Origin of the sequence: Vibrio wakamikoensis, assembly GCF_050337275.1 — a bacterium.
In the GTDB taxonomy this organism is placed as follows: domain Bacteria; phylum Pseudomonadota; class Gammaproteobacteria; order Enterobacterales; family Vibrionaceae; genus Vibrio; species Vibrio chaetopteri.
The window spans coordinates 148,783-169,423 of sequence record NZ_JAKJST010000017.1; the positions used below are offsets into that span (position 1 = coordinate 148,783).

Sequence of the window (20,641 nt, forward strand, 5' to 3'; positions counted from 1 at the left end):
ATGAATTTAGATTGCCAGTAAAATGGTCGAACTGCAAGTGAAGAGGATTGATGATGTTAAAAAAAAGTAAAGCAACCATTCGTCAGGCTTATTGGTGTGTGGTCTCAGGGAACGAATTTTGGCTTGCAGATGGTGACGTCCCGTTTGGCTCAGCAGAGCAATTCTCTCTACCTGCCGAGCAAGCGATTCAAGTGGGTGAGTTTGAAGACCACCCTGTGATGTGGATTAACGATGCCGACTTAGACGGCGAGCGAGAACTGACATCGTTACGCGAATTACTCCATTTGCCAGAAGCGCTGTTCTATCAACTTTCCAAAGCAATTCAATACGGCTATATGAGTCAATCTATGCGATTTTGTCCTCAGTGCGGAGGTCGCAATCATCTCAACCACAATCAGCTTGCTATGCAGTGTCAGGACTGCAGAACGCTGCATTATCCACGTATTTTTCCATGCATTATTGTTGCTGTTCGAAAAGATCAGCAAATCTTGCTCGCGCAGCACAACCGCCACGCGGGTGGCATGTACACGGTGATTGCTGGCTTTTTGGAAGTGGGCGAAACACTCGAGACTTGCGTTGCCCGTGAAGTGGAAGAAGAAACCGGGATTAAGGTGGGCAATATCCGCTATTTTGGCAGCCAGCCATGGGCATTTCCATCGAGTATGATGATGGCGTTTCTTGCTGATTACGAGAGCGGTGAGATAAAACCGGATTACACGGAACTTAAAGATGCGCAGTGGTTTAATGCCAATGAACTGCCGCTGGTGGCGCCGGAAGGGACGATTGCTAGAGCGCTGATTCATGCTACGGTCGACGCCGCTTCAGCAGAAAAATGACAAAAAAAACCCTCCGCGAGCGGAGGGGGTAAGTAAGATGTCGTTATGAGATGCTGAGTCTTAAGACTCAGTAGTATTATTGTAATTTTCGCTAGCAAACAAACTTTTAACATTCCTTTTCTCCATTGGCAAATTCACCTCAAAACTGCGTATTGATAATATGATCTGCTTTGCAAAGTGACTCTTTTTTGAGCGTTCACGCAGCATACTGGATGACCCTCAAAATTTAGTAAAAGAATTGTTATCTAAGGCTGCCAACCATGAATGAATAGCGGTAAACTAACGCCTTTCGAATTGGAGAAAAAAGAATGACGGAATTAAAGAACGATCGCTATCTTCGAGCGTTGCTAAAGCAACCTGTAGATTACACACCAGTATGGATGATGCGCCAAGCAGGTCGCTACCTTCCAGAATATCGTGAGACTCGCTCTGTGGCGGGTGATTTCATGTCACTGTGTAAGAATGCAGAGCTAGCGTCTGAGGTGACTCTTCAGCCACTACGCCGTTTCCCGCTAGATGCCGCCATTCTATTTTCTGACATCTTGACGATTCCAGATGCAATGGGTCTAGGCTTGTATTTTGAAGCGGGTGAAGGCCCTAAGTTTGAGCGTCCAATCACGTGTAAAGCAGATGTCGACAAGATTGGCCTTCCAGATCCAGAAGGTGAGCTGAAATACGTCATGAATGCGGTTCGTCAGATCCGTAAAGACCTAAACGGTGACGTACCACTTATCGGCTTCTCAGGAAGCCCGTGGACGTTGGCTACCTACATGGTTGAAGGTGGTAGCTCGAAAGCATTCACTAAGATCAAAAAGATGATGTACGCAGAGCCACAAATCCTGCATGCACTTCTGGATAAGCTAGCAGACAGCGTAATCGAATACTTAAATGCACAGATCAAAGCTGGTGCACAATCTGTAATGGTATTTGATACTTGGGGTGGCGTCCTAACGCCTCGTGACTACAACCTGTTCTCACTTCAGTACATGCACAAGATTGTGGATGGCCTGATTCGTGAAAATGAAGGTCGCCGCGTTCCTGTGACATTGTTCACTAAGAATGGTGGCATGTGGCTAGAGCAAATCGCAGCAACGGGCTGTGATGCTGTCGGTCTAGACTGGACAATTAACATTGCCGATGCGAAAGCTCGCGTGGGTGACAAAGTGGCGCTTCAAGGCAACATGGATCCATCGATGCTTTACGCACAACCAGAGCGTATTCGTGAAGAAGTGGCTACCATTCTAGAAGGCTTTGGCGATGGCGGCACAGGGCACGTATTCAACCTTGGTCACGGCATTCACCTTGATGTACCGCCAGAAAACGCAAGTGTGTTTGTTGAAGCGGTTCACGAGCTATCTAAGCCATACCACAAGTAATAAACTGCCAATTACTGACGTCTAAATAATGAGATGCCGTTATTTCCTAAAAGGGACTAACGGCATTTTTGTTGGAGTTTGACTACGCTTTAACGAGGTTTTGTGTAGTGAGGCACCCCAATGTTCAAAGTGCTTATTTCCTTTCTAGCTTCGTTGCTACTTCTCACTGGTTGTGCCTCTGACGTCGCGACCGATTACAACTCTAGCGTCAACTTCGCAGCGTTCAACACTTATCAATACCAAGAAAACGCTGGGGTGCCAGTTAGCCTAGATAGTGCTCGCATCAAACAAGCCGTTGATAACGAACTCAATGTTAGAGGTTTTTCCATGGTGGATCAGGACGCAGACCTAGTTGTGCGTTATGCCATCCTTGAGGGCACAGAATTAAGGGCAGAAGGTCCTAGTTTCGGGTTTGGCATCGGAACGGGTGGGTATAACAGCGGTTATGGTGTTGGTGTTCGCACCCCAACGCGAGTCAAGGAGAAGAAGTTCGGCAAATTGGCGGTCGAGCTTGTTGACCCAAAAACGAATGACGTGGTGTGGCGCTCAGTCTCGCAGCGCCAGCTGACTGAAACAATGGAGCCAGCAGATAGAGATATATTTGTTCAGGAGCAGGTCCATAAGATGTTTGAGGAGTATCCAACTAGGTAGACTAGTTGTGTTAGGTTAGCTCACCATTCACGTCATTCCTGCGCAGGCAGGAATCTAGCTGAGGCTTGGTGCGCGCTTTGAGTAGACCCCTGCCTACGCAGGCGCGCGGCTAGTGGGGTGACGATTAATTTGAGTGCGGTGATTCAAAAGGCTTGTCATTCCTGCGCAGGCAGGAATCTACTTGAGGCTTGGTTCGTACGTTGAGAAGACTCCTGCCTACGCAGGCGTGCGGCTAGTGGAGTGACGACCATTTTGAGCACGATGACGAGTAAAATATTCCCGCTAATATCCACGCTCAAAATCAATCACGTTCTGCAACTGAAACCCATCTCGCCAACGCAGATAGTTCTCAGCGAAAATATCCACCACCTGCTCAGGGAAACTAATGGCCGCGATATGAGGAGTGACGGTCACATTTGGGTTGCTCCAGTAAGGGCATTCTTGTGAGATGGGCTCATCGATAAACACATCCAAAAAGGCATGAACCAGATGGCCGCGATCCAGTGCTTGGAGCAGAGCATTACCGTCCACGGTTTGACCTCGCCCGACATTGAAAAACAGGGCATGGCGACAGGCTGAGAACAAACGCTCATCAAATAGACCATCGGTGGTTGGCGTATTCGGCAGCGTATTGACAATAATGTCTGCGCTTTCAAGTGCTTTCGCCGCTTCATTGATATGGTAAGTTTCTGCAAATGCACTTTGCCTTGGTGGAATGCCGGTACGATTGATACCAACAGGGACAATACCGAGTGCCTTTACTGTGTTGGCTAAGTGGCTACCAATGGCGCCAGTGCCAAAAATGACCATACGCTTGCCGATCATCGATTGGTAGCTATGGGGTTGCCAGTCGCGTTTTTTCTGCTGCTGCTTATAAAGGTCGAAATGACGAAAATAGCCAATTGAATAACCAAGTACGTACTCGCTGATCTGTTGGCCGAAAATCCCTTTCACATTGGTCAGCTTGTAGTCTTTACGAAGCGACTCGCCGAGCAATGCATCGATACCTGCATAGGTCGACTGAACCCACTCCACCTTGTTGGCTTCATCGAGTTTCGTTGCCAACTTCGGTGGGGCGGCGAGCAAGATGGTAGCCTCGTCAAGTTGGCTAGTGAACGTTAAGTCTGGCAACTGTTTGCTTTCAAGGAGCTTTCGGTAGTGGTCATTGTTGTCCGTCACAAGTGCTAAGCGATGCTTTTGCGTCGTCATTTCTGGCTATTCCCTATCCGTTTGGTTACACTTCCGCAGACTATATTCACTACGGCAGAGCGACCATGTTAAAGAACCCTATTCAGGTACGTATCGAAAAATTTGAGCCTTGGCAGCATATCACTTTTATGACCTGTTTGTGCGAGCGTATGTACCCCAACTACGCTATGTTCTGTGAGCAAACCGAGTTTGCTGAAGCACGCGTATACCGCAATATTTTGGATGCGGTATGGGAACTGCTGACGGTGAAAACCGCTAAAATCAACTTCGAAAAGCAGCTTGAAAAGCTAGAAGAGGTCATTCCAAACTCGGAAGATTTCGATATCTACGGCGTCTATCCAGCAATTGATGCATGCTTTGCCTTGTCGACTCTACTGCATGGTTTGCTCGATCGCGATTACTTACTGGAATCAACGCTTAAGATCAGTCAACAGTCTGTCGCGACTGTGGCTCAGCTTGAGCAAGCAGAAACCGGTGTGGAAATCACCAATGAGAACCAAAAAGAAAACGAAGCCGTGTGTGAAGAGTGGGATGTTCAGTGGGCTATTTTCCGTCCACTACGTGATTGCACTGAGCGTGATATAGAGCTGATTAAAGATCTTCGCCTTGAGCTTAAGGAAGAGGGAGTCAGTAACATTGGTGTAAGTATCTAGCGTACGCCTTCAGGATAGAAAAGTGCGTTCTCAGGTAAGTTTTCCACGACCAGCCTGAGAACGACCAAACTAAACTCAATACCTTCTCGTCTTAATCAAAAAAACTGGTCTTGCCAAACAAGGCGATGTCGTAGCCGATATCAAATGGGTAATCAAACACAGAGACGTACTGATTAGGCTGTTTTGTCTCGAGCAGCAGCCCAACAATCAACAGCTGGTTATCATAAAACGTATCGGCATACAGCGCTTGATTATCGACGGCCACTGCAGGTTTTACCTCTCTCTGACTGATAAACAACGTGTAAATCTCCGACCCTCGTTTACCCCAAAGCATGGTCTTATTAATGACCCTCCCGCTGGCTTTATTTTCAATATATACAGACAACACGCCTGAGCGGCATTTGCCTTTTTGCAAATTGAGCTCACCATCATGAGTAAACCTATAGCTACATCCCAAGCCATTAACGAAGGGATACAATAGCCAAACAACAGAAACCATTAGCAGCAAAGCAACGAAACGTTTTGATGTCGCTATTGTTCGCAGGTTGGCCATAGCATTGGTAGAGCGCATTCAGTATTCCTTACTATTCGAAGCTAAAATCTCGGTTCAGTGCTCAATTGGGACCAAGCGAATAATGCCATCTTCATCAGAAGTATCCCGAAAATACACCACATGACCCTCCGCCTCTTGAGACAGGGCGTGTACCGTGTTATCTGGCAGAGAGAATGAACCGATTAAAGTGGTGTTGCCACGCTTATAGGTGTGCATACTTGGCTTTATCGATGACACGTAAAAAATCACTAAAGCACAAAACAACAAGGCGGCATAAAGTGCCATTAAAGGCACCTTTTTGACTAACTCAAACCGAGTTGGTGTCGCAACTGCGTCATTGGATGAAGGACACTCTTCGACTGGCTGAGCGGTTAGTTCAGAAGAGCTAGCATCATTGGCCTTAGCGTTGGTTGAACCTACGTTCACGCTGACAAAAGGTACGTCATTGGTGATCAAAATGACATTAGGGTCTAACCGAAAACCAATAGTTGGAACGGTTTCTAAGCACATCACTAAGCCAACTTTATCCAACGCTGTCCGAATATTTCGGATGGCGACATTGAGCGAATTAGCGACAACAATCTTGCCAGGCCAGCCAACGTCCAATAACTGTTGCTTGGTTAATGGGTGCCCATGAGCATTGCAAAGAGCTTCTAAGATAAGTCGCTCACTGCTGTTTAATTTGGCGATAGTAAGCCCGTCTTCCGCCAGGTGACCATTATTCGGGTTCAAGGTTATATTTGTGGTTGGTGTCATGATTTAGCTTCTATTACTTGGGGACAGACACTCGGCTTCATAATAATCTAAGCCCGACATATCGATATAGCTGTCTTCAATAATGTTTACGTCACAGCTGAGCATAGGAACACTTAGGTGTTCCTCATTTTTGTCAAATGCCGCAATAAATACACGGCCATCACTGTCAAAGTAGCTACTAATCGGGGCATCATTACTATAAAGCTTAGTTCCTAATGAAACCTCTTGCCTCAGCTTAAGCATGGTGTCGCGCCCTTTTTTAACGTGATAAGTGACTAAGGTGAGAGCGCCTTCACTTGGAATCGTATTTGCGACGGTATCGTCAAGGTAGACTCCATCAGGAATCGACTTGGATTCGACTGAAACTCGATTTTGACTGTACGCAGAGGCTGAAGGGATGAGCGCAAAGCCATCCGCGTTTGTTTTACCAGCATTTCTTATTTTTAACCCTTCCACATCGTCAACTCTGACTAATATATTGGTGTCAGATAGACGCCGAGTGGGAAGCACGGTATTTTCCGCAACGACCAAGCCACCTTTCACGGTGCCTCTAACCTGTGAGCCCGATTGAGAGTTGGAGTATTGCAGAGAATAATTGTTATATTCACTATTGCTTGATAAAGACAACCCATGCCCCACAATGCCCTTCTTATCATCGAAACGCAGAGAGCCTGATACGGAGCTACTGTCGCCGAACCTCATACCACTAGACAACGAGGTACTCGCAGGGCGACCACTGCTGTGTGAGCGAGATAGGCTTACGCGCGATTTTCCCCAGTTGAGCGGCATCGAAAAATTCATCGAGAGGCGATTGTCGACGGAAAAGTCATTCTGAACACTATCTTTAGAATAGGCTTTTAGCGCGCTAACGGAGTATCGATAGTGTTCATTACCAAATGAGTATCCTAAGCCAAAGCTTTGGAATTGTGCTTTGTCTGATCCTCCCAGAGACTGAAACAGACTGACGCTTCCAAGTTGAAAGGGCAGGCCGCTACTCGCTGACGTAGAAAACTGATAGCCTTTTCTAACCATATCGGCAATATGACTACTATTGATATCTCGGTACCCATTTCCCAAAAAATGACTCAGAGAGGTCTGAAAATTCAGCGACCAGAATGGCAAGCTTTTGGTTAAGCTTGAATTGATTTTAGTTCCCGACTGACCCGTTGGTAGGTAAGTAGAATGTGCAGCCGATAGGCGAACACCACCCAATAGGTCGAAATTCATCGTACTAGCCACAGATAGGTTGCTATAGTCGCGCTCGACGAAAAGCCCAGTAGTTAAAGATTGAGTATCCGTCAGACCATAGACCAACTCTCCTCCTAAAAAGGCGTGTGAGTTGGTTCGTTGTAGCCCTGTAAATAAGCTATGTTCGCTAGTGCCTTGCTTTAGGACACTGAGTACCAATTGACTAGGAACTGAAAAAACCGCTTCACGTCCATCTTCTTCTTTAATGCTGACCACGAAATCACTATTGGAGCGAATGTTCATATCGTTAATAGTAAATTCGCCGGCCGCCACGTATTCAGTGTGAATCAGTTCGTTGTCTTGATAAACACGCACTTCGGCATTCGTTTCTGCATTGGCACGAATGGTTGTGGTGTCCGTCATTTGCCCTGATTGATACAAACGGCTATTACTGCTCAAGCTAACGCCTTGCATATCGACCGCCCCCATGACTGCTGTGCTTTGACTTAGTTCACCAAACATAAACTTGCTGCGCAGTGAAGGAATGTTGGTATATCCATAGAGATATCCATTGGACACTGTCGTCTCTTGATTCATCATAGAAGCCGAGAGGCTACTCTTGAAGCGAAACCGTCCCACATTGAATTGTGGGCTTGCTGAACCGTAAGCTCTGTAGTTATCGTCAAACTTAGTCGTCATTCCAGCCGAATATGGCAACATTAATGCTGTGATGCCATCATCATAATGAGTCAGAGCATACTGTTTTTCTGACAGCAAAAATCTGGAAGGAATGTTCATGGCTATTTCGAAACTGCCAAAATCAATATCCAAGCCAATTTCGCTGCTTAGCACACATGCGCCTTGTGTTAAGTTGATATCCGGTTTAATGCCGAACTCACTTAATTGTTGTTCTGAGAAGCATGGCGTGCTTTCTCCTTGCTCATTGCTGTAGAAGAGAATGGATTCAAAATACGTTCGCCTTTTATTGACGGTAATTTTAAAGTCGTAGTTACCATCAGGGATGTGATTAACCAAGCTGCCGAGAGAGGCATCTTTAGAGATGCCATTAAGGAGAGAAAGATCAAAACCTCCCGCAAAAGATAGTAAGGGAGCAGTCAGAATGAACAGAATTAAGGAACGTAACATGGGTAATATATCTATAGCGAGCGTTTATCTTTAGCAAGTAACCCAATGTCGTCGATGTAATTTAATTCAAAAGAATTGTTGGGGTTAAAATTGCTACGTTTAGTAAATGTAATCTCCTGATAAGGGGCAATCATTTGTACTACCATCGTCTCTTCTTTTCTTTGTTCAATAGAGATGAGCGTGATGTGTAATGGAGACTCATTTTTTACTGCAAAATCATCACCTTGTTTGTTAATTACGAGTTTCTTTACTGCGTCTGCCATGGTTAGAGTTGCAATAGATTTCGGTCTGATAAATAACTTGTAATGCATATCCATGCCAGCAACGACATCTGATGGAGTGTCTGACTGCTCTTTTATAGAGACAGCACTAAGAGTCCGATATGTTTCTACTTCATTAGAGTCCATTACTGATTCTAAATTATAGATTCTGAATCCTGAACGACTATCTGATTTAGATAAAATGATATTTGGTGTTATTATTGGCAGCCTCTCTTCATCAAAATTGTCATTTAATATGGAAAGCTGTACTAACGTGGCAGAATCTGAGTTGTTAACGATTTCACCTTGAAAGTGTTTATTCCCTTCAATATAAACAACCCTAGCTCCGGGAATAGCAATGGCATAGCAAATACTTGGTAGTATCAACATAAGTAATATGTATTTTTTCATTTTCACATCTCTATATCTTTGGAGTATATAAATACTCCAAAGATAGGAATTAAATAAGTTTTATTGAATCTTTGCAGTAAAAGACATCACTTTATCGACTTTTTTATCTGCCGTGTGATTCCAAATAGCGTACTTTCTATGGTCAATATGCATAATCGTTGTTAATGTAAGAGTGTTATCTTTAGCAAAGTCTTTCAGTCTGTGCCATTCTGATTTTTCTCCTGCTTTTACAATCTTATAGCCATTCTCAATCTTGACTTTTTTATTGCCATCAATAGATGCTGTAATCTCGCTGTCTTGTTTCTTGATAACCGTTGTAAACCAGACACCAATATCGTCCCCTAGTGCATACCAAGTCTGACCATTTTCTTTCCAATAGGCATTTTCAACGGGCCAGGCGAATTTCCCTTCTTCTGCACTTTTTCCTTTCATTGATGTATTTTCAATATTAAAAAACGCCATTTCACAGCCATTACCAGTTAATTGTAATCCTGTTTCTCGAGTATCAATAGTATTGTCTTCTCCGTTATTGAGTGTCACATCGCCAAAATTAACATCAAATCCGGCACCACTATCAAAATCAAATGAACAAATAGCTCCTTCATACTGAACATTTGCAGTGATGTTTAATTCAATGTCTTTACTTTCCTCGTTTCGAGTATTTATTTTGTCGTGAGAACCATATAAATCTTCTTTGAACGCATATTGGTCTACAGCCATTGCTGATGATGTACTTAGCACTAGTACAAGGCCAACACTGCTAGCTAGAGTTTGTTTTTTTAGGTTGAAAGTCATAAGTTATTTTCCAGATTAAATAGTTTGTTAATTGAGATGGGTTAAATATGAATGTCAGTGTGTTCTGATTCGAGATGGAATTTATTGTTTTTTTGGAACCCAGTTAACTAATAAATGATTATAAAAAATAAAAAGTTAGCTATATCAGTTGTTTATAATTTCTATTGTATTTTTATACAGCACTAATTCTTGTTGATGTTGAGCTTTTCGCCAGCTGTAGAGCCTATTGCACTAAAATAAACAAACTTGAGAGAGAGAGACTACTGAAAGTTAAATATTAGGATTTGGTATTAGTTTGTGGTTTGATATGAGAGGTTTTTCAACAATTGGATTAGTTGTTGGTTGGCGGATTTATTTGAAAGATGCTTCTAAAGTTGATAAATAAAAAGAAGTCAATGACTTTTTAAGAAAGAGTGCTAAGCGAAGTGTTTCTTCAGCACTCTATGGGGTTTATCTTCACGAAAGTGTTGGTCAACTATCTAAAACTTCGTACTTTGGTGACTAAAGAGGGAATTGTTTGGAACATCTCTCTTACGTCTGAAACATATTGTGCAGGAACATAAATTGCGCAGATTCGCATTATGCTAATACCACCGATACTAACGGGATGTGAGGTAAACTTAGCACGCAGCGGGACAAATGAGTCTAAACCGATTAGTACTTCATAGTTGTCCTCGCTGAGTAACCCGAGTTTGGCATAATGATTAAGACATTCGTGGTAGTTGCGAGTGTAATGAAGGCTAACCCCTTGGCTTATGGGTTGATTGCGATACAAGTTGTTAAATGTATTACCCCTTTCTCCAGATTTTAGTCCGTCGGATCGATGGAACCAAGGGGTACAGTCTATATCCTCAGCCGATAATAACGCTCGGAATTTTACCAACCCTTCTAAAGCGCTTGAATCAGTGCCATGAACAAAATGTACGCCTAATTGCTCCATATCCTCTAATTGAAGATCTCTTTTGGTAAGTTTAAGTGGAGGTAGAAAAGAGGCTTTATTTCTAAACATGATGTTTTCCTTAACAGTGAATGTTCGAAAGTGATGCGTTGAGAATTCATTATTGGTATTAGTTAAGGGGGTAAGTAAAAGAATAAGTCCTAATAAAAAATAAAAACGATATAAATCATTGGGTAACCATATTGATAATTAGGTAGTTTAAAACGGTGTTTTGACGGTTTACTATCATTTCAGCAATTCGTTGGTGTACAAGGTGGGAGGATTTTGGGTTCATACAAAGTCAAATAGTTCGTTATAATCTCTCAGCAGCAGTTGCTATTAATAGAGAGCAAAATGAAGACCAAATTGATCACGCGTGAAGGCTACAACAAACTGAAACAAGAACATGATTACCTCTGGAACGAGCGACGTCCTGAAGTCACTAAGATAGTGACGTGGGCGGCGAGTTTAGGTGATCGCTCTGAAAACGCAGACTATACCTTCAATAAGCGTTTGCTTCGCCAAATCGATCGCCGTGTTCGCTTTCTGCGCAAGTTCTTACCTGAGGTCACCATCGTTGATTATTCACCTCAACAAGAAGGGAAGGTCTTTTTCGGTGCCTGGGTGGAGATTGAGAATGAAGAAGGTGAAACCATGCATTTTCGGATTGTAGGTCCCGAAGAGATTTACGGTGATGCAAAAGGCTATATATCGATTGATTCTCCGATGGCGAGGGCGCTGCTAAAAAAACAAGTGGATGATGAGGTAGTGGTGAAGACTCCTCAAGGAGATAAGGAGTGGTTTATTAACTCCATCACTTACCAACAGCATTCTGAATAAATAGAGCGACTTGAGCTCCTAAAGTGGTATGTCTTTGAGAGCTCAAATTGCGTGCTGTGATTTATAACAGAGCTAACTCGTCCGTTTTGTGTGTGGGAGCTGAGCGGCGGTCTCGTTGCACTTTTTGATGATGGCTTAGTAACGATAACACTCGCCCTTCATCGTGTATTTGTTCAAAGAATGGGTTGGCATCGAGTGCGGTTAAATCACATTCAAAGATACTTAGCTCACCAACTTGGCGTTTCTCAGGAATATAAATATCAGACATCAAGGTTTTCGCGTAAGGCTTGATGGCGGTAACGAAGATTTTTTTCCCTTCAAATAACTGGCAAGCATGTCGATGAATCTGGCGATGAAGTGGTTTGTCCTGGGCTAAGTAGCTAAGCAAGCAGCCTTGGCCGCTGGAATCTTTGCCATAGACAATATGACCGACCATCGCCTGTTGATGCAAAGCGACCACCACATTCACTTCTTTTACCGACATAGCACTGATTAGGTCTTGAAAACTGATATTGCGGTAGTGCTGCTGGGCGTACTCTATTTGTTCGCGATAGAGAGTAGGCAGTTGCGTCCAAGAGTAGCTGACGAACTTTTCGATTGAGCAGGGATAGACGGGTTCATTGCCGATAAAGAACTCATCGTACTTTGCTACGCCTTGTATGAGTCGCCGCTCTTCTTGGCTGTAGCGATAGGGCAGTTGGAAAAAGGCAGCCACACCAGCGCGACGCATTAGAGAGGGCTGTCCATTGCCGTGCTCCCATTTACTGAGCATAGGTTGGTTGACCCCTTGAAAAGCCCGATGAGACAAGCTGAGCGCTTCAACGAGTTCTAGTTGAGACAGACCATTGACGCTGCGCCAGTACTTAAGTGCGGTGGCAAAACTGTCACGGGAAAATTGTGGCTCCCATTGGGACGATATGGTCATAACCCTCTCCTTGATGTATCGAGACCAGAGACGTTACTTAGGGTATATGAGAGCGGCGCTTTGGGCTGTGAAAACCCTATTACAAAGCGTTACAAAGCGTTAGCGAACGCGAGAATTATGACGCTTTGGTTAATCATGTTTCAGAACAAAAAGTCTGGCAACATACAATAAACACCATTCATATCACACAGAATGGTATCGAAGGCAGCTAATATAGACCATAATTAATAAACGCTAACAATTCTCTGCACAACTTTTGTCCAAGGAATGTTACATTTACCGCTGAACCTTTGGTTTGCTTCATAAAATAGCAAGTTGAGGGTGTGAATTGCTTTTTAGTGGTGGAATCGAATATGCAAGAAAATCACAAGATTTTAGTTGTTGATGACGATGCACGTCTCCGTGCATTGCTAGAGCGTTACTTATCAGAGCAAGGATTCCAAGTACGCAGTGTTGCTAACAGTGAGCAGATGGACCGCCTGTTAACCCGAGAAAACTTTCATTTGATGGTATTGGATTTAATGCTACCAGGTGAAGATGGCCTGTCGATTTGTCGTCGTTTACGTAACGCCAACAACATGTTGCCGATTCTAATGCTGACAGCGAAAGGCGATGAAGTAGACCGTATCGTTGGCCTTGAGGTCGGTGCGGATGACTACTTACCAAAACCGTTTAACCCGCGTGAGCTATTAGCTCGTATTAAAGCGGTGTTGCGCCGCCAAACCATCGAAGCGCCAGGTGCACCAAGTCAAGAAGAGTCTGTGGTCGAATTCGGTGACTTCCGACTAAACCTTGGTACTCGTGAGATGTTCCGCGGTGAAGAGGCTATGCCTCTGACGTCTGGTGAGTTTGCAGTGCTTAAAGCATTGGTTACCAACGCACGTGAGCCAATGTCGCGTGATAAGCTAATGAACATGGCTCGTGGCCGTGAGTACTCAGCGATGGAGCGTTCCATTGACGTGCAAATTTCTCGCTTGCGTCGTATGTTAGAAATCGACCCGAGTAAACCTCGCTACATTCAAACCGTGTGGGGTCTAGGTTATGTCTTCGTGCCGGACGGTAAAGAAGCATAATTGATTGATAAGGCTCTGGATGGATTCAGAGCCTTTTTTGTTTATTATCCTGTCTCGATCTTCGCTCCAAAGGAAACCTTATGCGCTTTCGTAGCTCCTTCACCCAATCTATCCTGTTGTTTTTCTCTCTGTTAGTTGCCAGCCAAGTTTTCTCATACTACGCCGTGTACAACTATGCGTTGCTGCCGAGCTTGCAGCAGTTCAACAAGATCTTGGCTCATGAGTTGGTGTTTTTCCTAGAAGATACGGAAGATGTCGATGGGCAAATTGAAATGGATGCGCCTTTGCGTAGGCAGGTGTTAGCTCAGTTGGGCGTGACCATTCATGCGGATGATGGTCCTATGGCAAGTGAGTTTAACCATGCGTTGCCTATCGACTTGATGAGCGAAGAGATGAGCGACGAGCTACAAACCGAGACTGAGGTTCGTCTGATACTTGGTGAGGAGAGCTATATTCTATGGATGCAAATCGCCGCGCTACCAAACTCCCTGATCCGTATCCCGCTCTCTGAGCTGCAAGAAGAAGACTTTGCCCCGCTGTTTCGTAATAGCTTAATTATGGCGCTGCTTGTCCTTGCTGGTGGCTGGCTGTTTATTCGCTTGCAGAACCGGCCACTGACGGCTCTGGAAAATGCGGCGAAGCTAGTAGGGAAAGGAGAAATCCCACCGCCACTGCCAGAAAAAGGGGCGTCGGAGATCCGCTCAGTCACTCGAGCCTTTAACCAAATGGCAAAAGGCATCCAAGAGCTTGAACAAGACCGCACGCTATTAATGGCCGGTATCAGTCATGATATCCGCACGCCGCTGACACGTATTCGCCTTGCTACAGAGATGATGTCGCCAGAAGACAGCTACTTGGCGGAAGGCATTATCAGTGATACTGAAGAATGCAACGAAATCATCAGCCAGTTTATGGACTATCTGAAACCAGTTAACACTCAGTCGTTCGAACCGCTTAGCCTGAATGATATTGCCTCGGATATTGTCTCGTCTGAAGGGGGGTATGAGATCCAAATCGATTTTGACCCTATGGCGCGCATCAAAGACATCGAAGGGAGTCCTATCGCCATCAAACGTGCCATTACTAACCTGGTGGTGAATGCCGTGCGTTATGGGAATGGCTGGGTGAAGGTGACGACAGGTATGACCGCTGATAACAAACTGGCGTGGGTGACGGTGGAAGACAATGGTCCGGGTATCGACCCAGATCAAATCAGCCGTCTATTCGAACCTTTTACACGTGGCGATACCGCTCGTGGTAGTGAAGGTACGGGGCTGGGTCTAGCGATAGTTAAACGTATCATTAGCCAGCATCACGGCTCAGTGAGTATCTCGAATCGCAGTGAAGGCGGCTTGAAGGCGCAAGTGAGCTTTCCTGCGGTGAAGAATGGGAAGAATATGATTCCTAGGACCTAGGACCTAGGATCAAGAATCCTTACGCCTTAGCGTAAAACTCTCTATCACCTAACCAGCGGTCGATAATCTTCTTAGCGTTGTCCGGATATTGTTCATGAACATGACGGGCAATGCGCTGTACCTCTGGCACTAAGCGCTGGTCACGAACTAAGTCGGCGATCTTAAAGTCAGCCAAGCCGGTTTGTTTGGTACCAAGCAACTCGCCAGGGCCTCGAATCTCTAAATCTTTCTGAGCAATGACAAATCCGTCATTGCTTTCTCTTAGCACGCCTAAGCGCTTCTGAGCGGTTTTAGACAGTGGAGAGTGATACAACAGCACACAGTGACTTGCAACGCTGCCACGTCCCACACGGCCGCGCAGCTGGTGTAGCTGTGCCAAACCAAGGCGCTCTGGGTTTTCGATGATCATCAAGCTGGAGTTGGGAACATCCACCCCGACCTCGATCACTGTGGTAGCAACCAAAAGATGCAGCTCGTTGTTTTTAAAACGCTGCATCACATCTTGCTTCTCCGCCGGCTTCATGCGGCCATGCACCAAGCCAATCTTAAGATCGGGGAGTTTGCGTTGTAGGTCTTCGGCGGTATCCGCGGCGGCTTGCGCTTCAAGCACTTCAGACTCATCAATCAAGGTGCACACCCAATATGCCTGTTTGCCTTCATGAAGGCAGGCATTTTTGACGCGTTCAATCACATCATCACGCTTGGTATCGGGAATAGCGACCGTTTGAATCGGGGTTCGCCCCGGCGGCAGTTCGTTAATGACTGAGGTTTCTAAATCTGCATAGGCGGTCATCGCCAGAGTTCTAGGAATCGGCGTGGCCGTCATGATCAACTGGTGCGGGTAGAAGCCTTGCTTAGCGCCTTTCGCACGCAGCTCGAGTCGCTGGTGGACACCAAAGCGGTGCTGCTCATCAATGATAACGAGTGCCAAGTTGTTAAACTCGACCGATTCCTGAAACAGCGCATGGGTGCCGACAACCATTTGAGCTTCACCACTGGCAATGCGTGCGAGCTCAGCTTCTTTCGCTTTGCCTTTCTGCTTACCAGCCAGCCAGCCCACTTGAATGCCCATCGACTCAAACCAGCCAGCAAAGTTAATCGCATGCTGCTCAGCGAGCAATTCAGTAGGTGCCATCATTGCCACTTGATAGCCATGCTCAATCGCGCGCACCGCAGCCAAGGCTGCGACTAGGGTTTTACCCGATCCCACATCTCCCTGTACTAAGCGCATCATAGGGGTAGGTTTTTGCAGGTCGGTTTCAATTTCTTGAACCACGCGAGCTTGAGCGCCTGTTGGTGAGAAAGGGAGTTGCTCCAAAAGCTTTTGTTTAAGCGTTTGTACCGGATCTAGTGCAATCGCAGCATCTTGTTGACCTTTACTGCGTACGGCGAGCATCGACAAGTTCTGCGCCATGAGCTCTTCAATGATCAAGCGCTGCTGAGCCGGGTGTTTGCCTTCATCAAAATCGTCGAGGTTAATGTTCGGCGGCGGGCGGTGAATAATGTGTAGCGCTTGGCTAAGCGTCATTTGTTGGTTGTACAAGCCACTTGGCAGTAGCTCATCAACAGCGGCACCATCCATGAGCTCTAGCGCTTGGTCGGTTAAACTCTTAAGAGTCAGTTGTCTCAAGCCTTCAGTTGTCGGGTAGACGGGCGTCAGAGTTTGCTCGAGCTTTGGCGTTTTCCCCTCTGCATGAAACTTGTATTCAGGATGGATGATTTCAAGGCCGTGATTGCCGCGCTTCACTTCACCATAGGCAATAACAACACGCCCCTCGGAGAAGTTATTCTTCATCGCCGCTGTGAAGTTGAAAAAGCGTAGGGTAATGGTGCCATTGCCATCACTGACTTTTACAGTCAGCATTTTACGACGGCCAAAGGCGACATCACTACTCATCACTTTACCTTGCACTGACCCCCAAAGACCCGGGTGCAGTTTGACGATAGGGTAGATGCGTGTGCGGTCTTCATAGCGATGAGGCAAGTGAAACAGCAGATCTTGCACCGTGTGCAATCCTACCTTTTCAAGTTTCTCTGCGACTTTTGCCCCTACGCCAGTAAGCGAAGTTAAAGGAATTGCCGACAGTAACTGAGCCATATTCACCATCCATCAGAGTGTTAGATGGGAATATTCAAGCATTTAACTGTCTTTTTGTACAGTTTTATACAAGGGGTGGCGATTAATTTGAGTGCGGTGATTTTATAGGTTCGTCATTCCACTGGCCGTGCGCCTACGCAGGCAGGAATCTTGCTGAGGCTTGGTGCGCGTTTTGAGTAGGCCCCTGCCTGCGCAAGGGTGACGATCATTTTGGATGTGGGGTCTTCACGGTACATGTGTCAATTATAAAGAATCATACAAGTCCGCCCAATCAGGATTGATACTCTTAATAAGATTCTCTTTCCATTCACGCTTCCACTTCTTTACCTGCTTTTCTCGTTCAATTGCAGAATACATTGATTGATGAAGTTCAAAAAAGACCAACTTGTGAACGTGGTACTTTTTAGTAAAACCATCAACAACACCGATTTTGTGTTGCCAAACTCTTTGCTTGAGTTGAGAGGTGACACCAACATACAAAACTTTGTGGTTGTTGGAAGACAAGATGTAGACACATGCTCGCTTCATAGAAGTTGCTCAAATAGCAGAAGCTTACCACTTGAGCATTTTCGGATTGCGAGTAACTTCAAACGGGTGAGAAAACCAGTCTTAACTCAAACTTTGCTACTTCTTCTGCATCTCTTTCCACCATGACTCATCCGCCACAATCTGACCTTCATCATCCAGCGGTGGGTAAGGCATGTTCTTCTTCTTAGCGACTTTGGCGAGAACCGGGTGGCCGCGTTCGAATAAGATACGATGGATGGTTTCTTCTGGCAGAACACTGGTATCGCGATCGTACATACCTGCAAGTTGGCGCTGTCGTTGTGCTTCGAACAGAATGAGTGCGCTAGCAACCGAGACATTGAGCGACTGAACCATGCCGACCATGGGAATAATGATGTCCTGATCCGCTTCACCGAGCGCATTTTGAGTAATACCGTTCTTCTCGCCACCAAGGATGATTGCGGTAGGTTTGGTGTAATCGATATCGCGAAAATCGACTGCAGAATCGGACAGGTTGGTCGCAAGAACCTGCATGCCTTGTGATTTGAGCTCACGAATCGCACCGGTTACCGTATCGTGCGTCTCTACTTCCACCCAGTTTCGTGCGCCGGCTGAGGTATGGCTTAAGGTGCGCATCTTCTCATCTGGCCAAACTGCATGGACTTTGTGGACGCCGGCCGCGTCGGCAGTGCGAATCACCGCAGAGACATTATTTGGCTTGTGAACTTGCTCCAGCAGTAAAGTCAGGTCGGGTTGGCGTGCCTTGAGCACTTCCTGAATTCGATTGTAGCGTTCTAAATTCATTGGGATGTTCCAAATAAAACGGGCTCGATATTCATCGAACCCGTATTAAATCAAAGGCTGTGCTAGTTCTTGCGACGTCGGACGCGAAGCGCGTGCGGCATCACGCGAATGCGCTTCATAATGCCAGCAAGGTGTACACGATCTTTGGTCGTTAGCAAAACGGTCACCGTATACAAGCGGCCATCACGCTCCTCGGTTGAGATGCCGTGAATGTTAGACCCTGTTTTGGCAATCACATTGGTCAGCTCAGCCAGCGCACCTTGGTGGTTTTGCAGATCGACTTTCAGCTCAGCAGTAAACTCCTGCTCGAAGTTGTCGCTCCACTCAACAGCCATGTACTTATCCGGCTCTTTTTGGTGACCACGAACGTTTGGACACGTCTCGCGGTGAACCACAAGGCCACGACCTGGGGACACATGCGCAATAATGTGATCGTCTGGGATCGGGTGACAGCAGTTGGCGAACGTCAGCAAAATACCTTCCGCGCCGCGGATTGGTAGCTTTTTGCCTGTCGTTGGTACCGAGCTGGTTTGCGTCAGTTCGTCAGTATCACCTAACAGGCGACGCGCAATGACGATGCTCATTAACTCGCCTAAGCCGATATCAGCCAGCAAGTCATCCACAGAGTCGAGCTTAAGATCAGTCAGCACTTCATTGATGTTATCTGGGTAGATGGTATCAATAGAATGACGACCCAACGCATGGTTGAGTAAGCGGCGACCCAGTACGATGGACTCTTCGCGGCGCATCGTCTTAAGGACCTGGCGGATCTTAGTGCGAGCACGGGATGTCACAACATAGTTTAGCCATGCAGCATTTGGACGAGCGCCCGGTGCACTGATGATCTCAACTGTTTGGCCGTTCTTAAGCGCTTTACTTAGCGGGTAAGGATTACGGTCAACACGTGCACCAACGCAGGTATTACCCACATCGGTATGAACGGCGTAAGCAAAGTCGACGGCGGTTGCGCCAAGTGGCAACTCAACAATACGACCTTTTGGTGTGAACACGTAAATTTCGTCTGGGAACAGATCGGATTTTACGTTTTCAATAAATTCAAATGAGTTACCAGCACTTTGCTGTAGCTCAAGCAGGCTTTGCATCCAGCGCTGCGCTTTAATTTGCGCCGTAGTGCCAGTGCGATCGCCGTTGCCTTTGTAAGCCCAGTGCGCCGCGACACCTTTATCCGCCATTTGATCCATATCTTCAGTACGGATCTGCACTTCAACGGGCACACCGTGAGGGCCAACCATTGAGGTGTGTAGGGATTGGTAGCCGTTCGCTTTTGGTACCGCGATGTAATCTTTCATGCGGCCAGGACGAGGCTTGTACAGGCTATGGACTTGACCAAGTACACGATAACAGGTGTCCGCCGTGTCCACGATAACGCGGAAGGCATAGATATCCATGATGGTGTGGAAACGCTGCTCTTTGGTTTTCATCTTGTTGTAGATGGAGAACAGGTTCTTTTCACGACCCAAAACGCGACAGTTCAGACCGACTTCTTCAAGACGACCTTCAATTTCGCTGTGGATACGTTGGATCATTTCCTTACGGTTACCACGAGCAGCTTTCACCACTTCTTTTAGAACGCGATAACGGTTTGGATAGAGCGCTTCAAAACCTAGCTCTTCAAGCTCGGTCTTGATGTTGTGAATACCTAGACGGTGCGCAAGCGGCGCATAAATCTCTAGGGTTTCACGAGCGATACGACGTTTCTTGTCAGGACGAAGCGCGCCCAATGTACGCATGTTATGAGTACGGTCACTGAGCTTAATCAAGATCACGCGGATGTCTTGCACCATGGCAAGCACCATCTTGCGGAAGTTCTCCGCTTGAGCTTCTTTGCGATCTCGGAATTTTAGCTTGTCGAGCTTAGAGACGCCGTCCACGAGTTCCGCGACGGTATTGCCAAACTGTTCTTCTAGCTCTTCTTTGGTGACTTCCGTATCTTCAATAACATCATGCAACAGAGCTGCTTGAAGCGTTTCAATATCCAGACGCATTTCTGCGAGGATACGAGCAACCGCAACCGGGTGGATGATGTATGGTTCACCGCTAGAGCGGGTCTGCCCTTCATGGGCATCTCTTGCTACCACATAAGATTGACGCAGAGCCTCAATTTGAGGCTCTGTTAGGTATTCTTGGGCAACGTCTTTAAGGCTATCGAATAGGTACAAATTATAGGCCCGAACGTCGATGGAACTC

At 46.1% G+C, this 20,641-nt stretch carries 19 protein-coding genes; 7 read left to right on the forward strand and 12 right to left on the reverse strand.

The window, feature by feature from the left end:
- The first annotated feature begins 53 nt into the window (after nucleotides 1-53).
- The 3 genes from nudC to L4C42_RS09080 all read left to right on the forward strand — a co-directional run bounded on the left by nudC (nucleotide 54) and on the right by L4C42_RS09080 (nucleotide 2,863).
- Nucleotides 54-836, forward strand: a complete 783-nt coding sequence (gene nudC / locus L4C42_RS09070; protein ID WP_429760252.1) for an NAD(+) diphosphatase — start codon at nucleotides 54-56, stop codon at nucleotides 834-836.
- Between the two features lie 308 nt (nucleotides 837-1,144).
- The gene (hemE, locus tag L4C42_RS09075) at nucleotides 1,145-2,212 is read left to right on the forward strand and encodes a uroporphyrinogen decarboxylase (protein ID WP_429760159.1); all 1,068 of its coding nucleotides are present in this window, start codon (nucleotides 1,145-1,147) and stop codon (nucleotides 2,210-2,212) included.
- Nucleotides 2,213-2,332: 120 nt separating this feature from the next.
- Nucleotides 2,333-2,863, forward strand: a complete 531-nt coding sequence (locus L4C42_RS09080) for a DUF4136 domain-containing protein (protein WP_429760161.1) — start codon at nucleotides 2,333-2,335, stop codon at nucleotides 2,861-2,863.
- Nucleotides 2,864-3,145: 282 nt separating this feature from the next.
- Here the strand turns inward: L4C42_RS09080 and L4C42_RS09085 are convergent, their stop codons facing one another.
- Nucleotides 3,146-4,072 (reverse strand): D-2-hydroxyacid dehydrogenase, encoded by a 927-nt coding sequence (locus tag L4C42_RS09085; protein ID WP_418641855.1) that lies wholly within the window; start codon nucleotides 4,070-4,072, stop codon nucleotides 3,146-3,148.
- A gap of 65 nt (nucleotides 4,073-4,137) precedes the next feature.
- On the opposite strand from L4C42_RS09085, the gene L4C42_RS09090 reads away from it, so the two are divergent.
- Nucleotides 4,138-4,725, forward strand: a complete 588-nt coding sequence (locus L4C42_RS09090) for a YjaG family protein (protein ID WP_418641856.1) — start codon at nucleotides 4,138-4,140, stop codon at nucleotides 4,723-4,725.
- Between the two features lie 91 nt (nucleotides 4,726-4,816).
- Here L4C42_RS09090 and L4C42_RS09095 read toward each other — a convergent pair whose 3' ends face one another.
- The 6 genes from L4C42_RS09095 to L4C42_RS09120 all read right to left on the reverse strand — a co-directional run bounded on the left by L4C42_RS09095 (nucleotide 4,817) and on the right by L4C42_RS09120 (nucleotide 10,843).
- Nucleotides 4,817-5,296 (reverse strand): hypothetical protein, encoded by a 480-nt coding sequence (locus L4C42_RS09095; protein WP_418641857.1) that lies wholly within the window; start codon nucleotides 5,294-5,296, stop codon nucleotides 4,817-4,819.
- Between the two features lie 36 nt (nucleotides 5,297-5,332).
- On the reverse strand, nucleotides 5,333-6,034 hold the full coding sequence (locus tag L4C42_RS09100) for a winged helix-turn-helix domain-containing protein (protein ID WP_418641858.1): 702 nt from the start codon (nucleotides 6,032-6,034) through the stop codon (nucleotides 5,333-5,335).
- Between the two features lie 3 nt (nucleotides 6,035-6,037).
- The gene (locus L4C42_RS09105) at nucleotides 6,038-8,368 is read right to left on the reverse strand and encodes a fimbria/pilus outer membrane usher protein (RefSeq protein WP_418641859.1); all 2,331 of its coding nucleotides are present in this window, start codon (nucleotides 8,366-8,368) and stop codon (nucleotides 6,038-6,040) included.
- A gap of 11 nt (nucleotides 8,369-8,379) precedes the next feature.
- On the reverse strand, nucleotides 8,380-9,039 hold the full coding sequence (locus L4C42_RS09110; RefSeq protein ID WP_418641860.1) for a fimbrial biogenesis chaperone: 660 nt from the start codon (nucleotides 9,037-9,039) through the stop codon (nucleotides 8,380-8,382).
- A 60-nt stretch (nucleotides 9,040-9,099) separates the two neighbouring features.
- A complete protein-coding gene (locus tag L4C42_RS09115; RefSeq protein ID WP_088876395.1) occupies nucleotides 9,100-9,834 on the reverse strand; it encodes a hypothetical protein in 735 nt (244 codons plus the stop codon).
- A 475-nt stretch (nucleotides 9,835-10,309) separates the two neighbouring features.
- Nucleotides 10,310-10,843: a hypothetical protein gene (locus L4C42_RS09120; RefSeq protein ID WP_418641861.1), complete on the reverse strand. Its 534-nt coding sequence runs from the start codon at nucleotides 10,841-10,843 to the stop codon at nucleotides 10,310-10,312.
- Between the two features lie 282 nt (nucleotides 10,844-11,125).
- Here L4C42_RS09120 and greB point away from each other — a divergent pair, with 282 nt between their 5' ends.
- Nucleotides 11,126-11,611, forward strand: coding sequence for a transcription elongation factor GreB (gene greB, locus L4C42_RS09125; RefSeq protein WP_006071280.1), 486 nt, complete (start codon nucleotides 11,126-11,128; stop codon nucleotides 11,609-11,611).
- A gap of 61 nt (nucleotides 11,612-11,672) precedes the next feature.
- Here greB and L4C42_RS09130 read toward each other — a convergent pair whose 3' ends face one another.
- Entirely contained in the window at nucleotides 11,673-12,536 is an 864-nt protein-coding gene (locus tag L4C42_RS09130; RefSeq protein ID WP_429760166.1) for a helix-turn-helix domain-containing protein, read from the reverse strand.
- A 353-nt stretch (nucleotides 12,537-12,889) separates the two neighbouring features.
- On the opposite strand from L4C42_RS09130, the gene ompR reads away from it, so the two are divergent.
- Entirely contained in the window at nucleotides 12,890-13,609 is a 720-nt protein-coding gene (gene ompR / locus L4C42_RS09135) for an osmolarity response regulator transcription factor OmpR (RefSeq protein ID WP_006071277.1), read from the forward strand.
- A gap of 80 nt (nucleotides 13,610-13,689) precedes the next feature.
- Nucleotides 13,690-15,024, forward strand: coding sequence for a two-component system sensor histidine kinase EnvZ (gene envZ / locus L4C42_RS09140; protein ID WP_418641863.1), 1,335 nt, complete (start codon nucleotides 13,690-13,692; stop codon nucleotides 15,022-15,024).
- A 19-nt stretch (nucleotides 15,025-15,043) separates the two neighbouring features.
- On the opposite strand, the gene recG is transcribed toward envZ, so the two are convergent.
- The 4 genes from recG to spoT form a co-directional block, all read right to left on the reverse strand.
- A complete protein-coding gene (gene recG, locus L4C42_RS09145) occupies nucleotides 15,044-17,122 on the reverse strand; it encodes an ATP-dependent DNA helicase RecG (RefSeq protein ID WP_429760169.1) in 2,079 nt (692 codons plus the stop codon).
- Between the two features lie 243 nt (nucleotides 17,123-17,365).
- Nucleotides 17,366-17,650 (reverse strand): GIY-YIG nuclease family protein, encoded by a 285-nt coding sequence (locus tag L4C42_RS09150; protein ID WP_429760171.1) that lies wholly within the window; start codon nucleotides 17,648-17,650, stop codon nucleotides 17,366-17,368.
- A 96-nt stretch (nucleotides 17,651-17,746) separates the two neighbouring features.
- Nucleotides 17,747-18,433, reverse strand: coding sequence for a tRNA (guanosine(18)-2'-O)-methyltransferase TrmH (trmH, locus tag L4C42_RS09155; protein WP_429760173.1), 687 nt, complete (start codon nucleotides 18,431-18,433; stop codon nucleotides 17,747-17,749).
- 62 nt (nucleotides 18,434-18,495) lie between these two features.
- Nucleotides 18,496-20,613, reverse strand: a complete 2,118-nt coding sequence (gene spoT, locus L4C42_RS09160) for a bifunctional GTP diphosphokinase/guanosine-3',5'-bis pyrophosphate 3'-pyrophosphohydrolase (protein ID WP_353497607.1) — start codon at nucleotides 20,611-20,613, stop codon at nucleotides 18,496-18,498.
- Nucleotides 20,614-20,641: the final 28 nt, after the last annotated feature.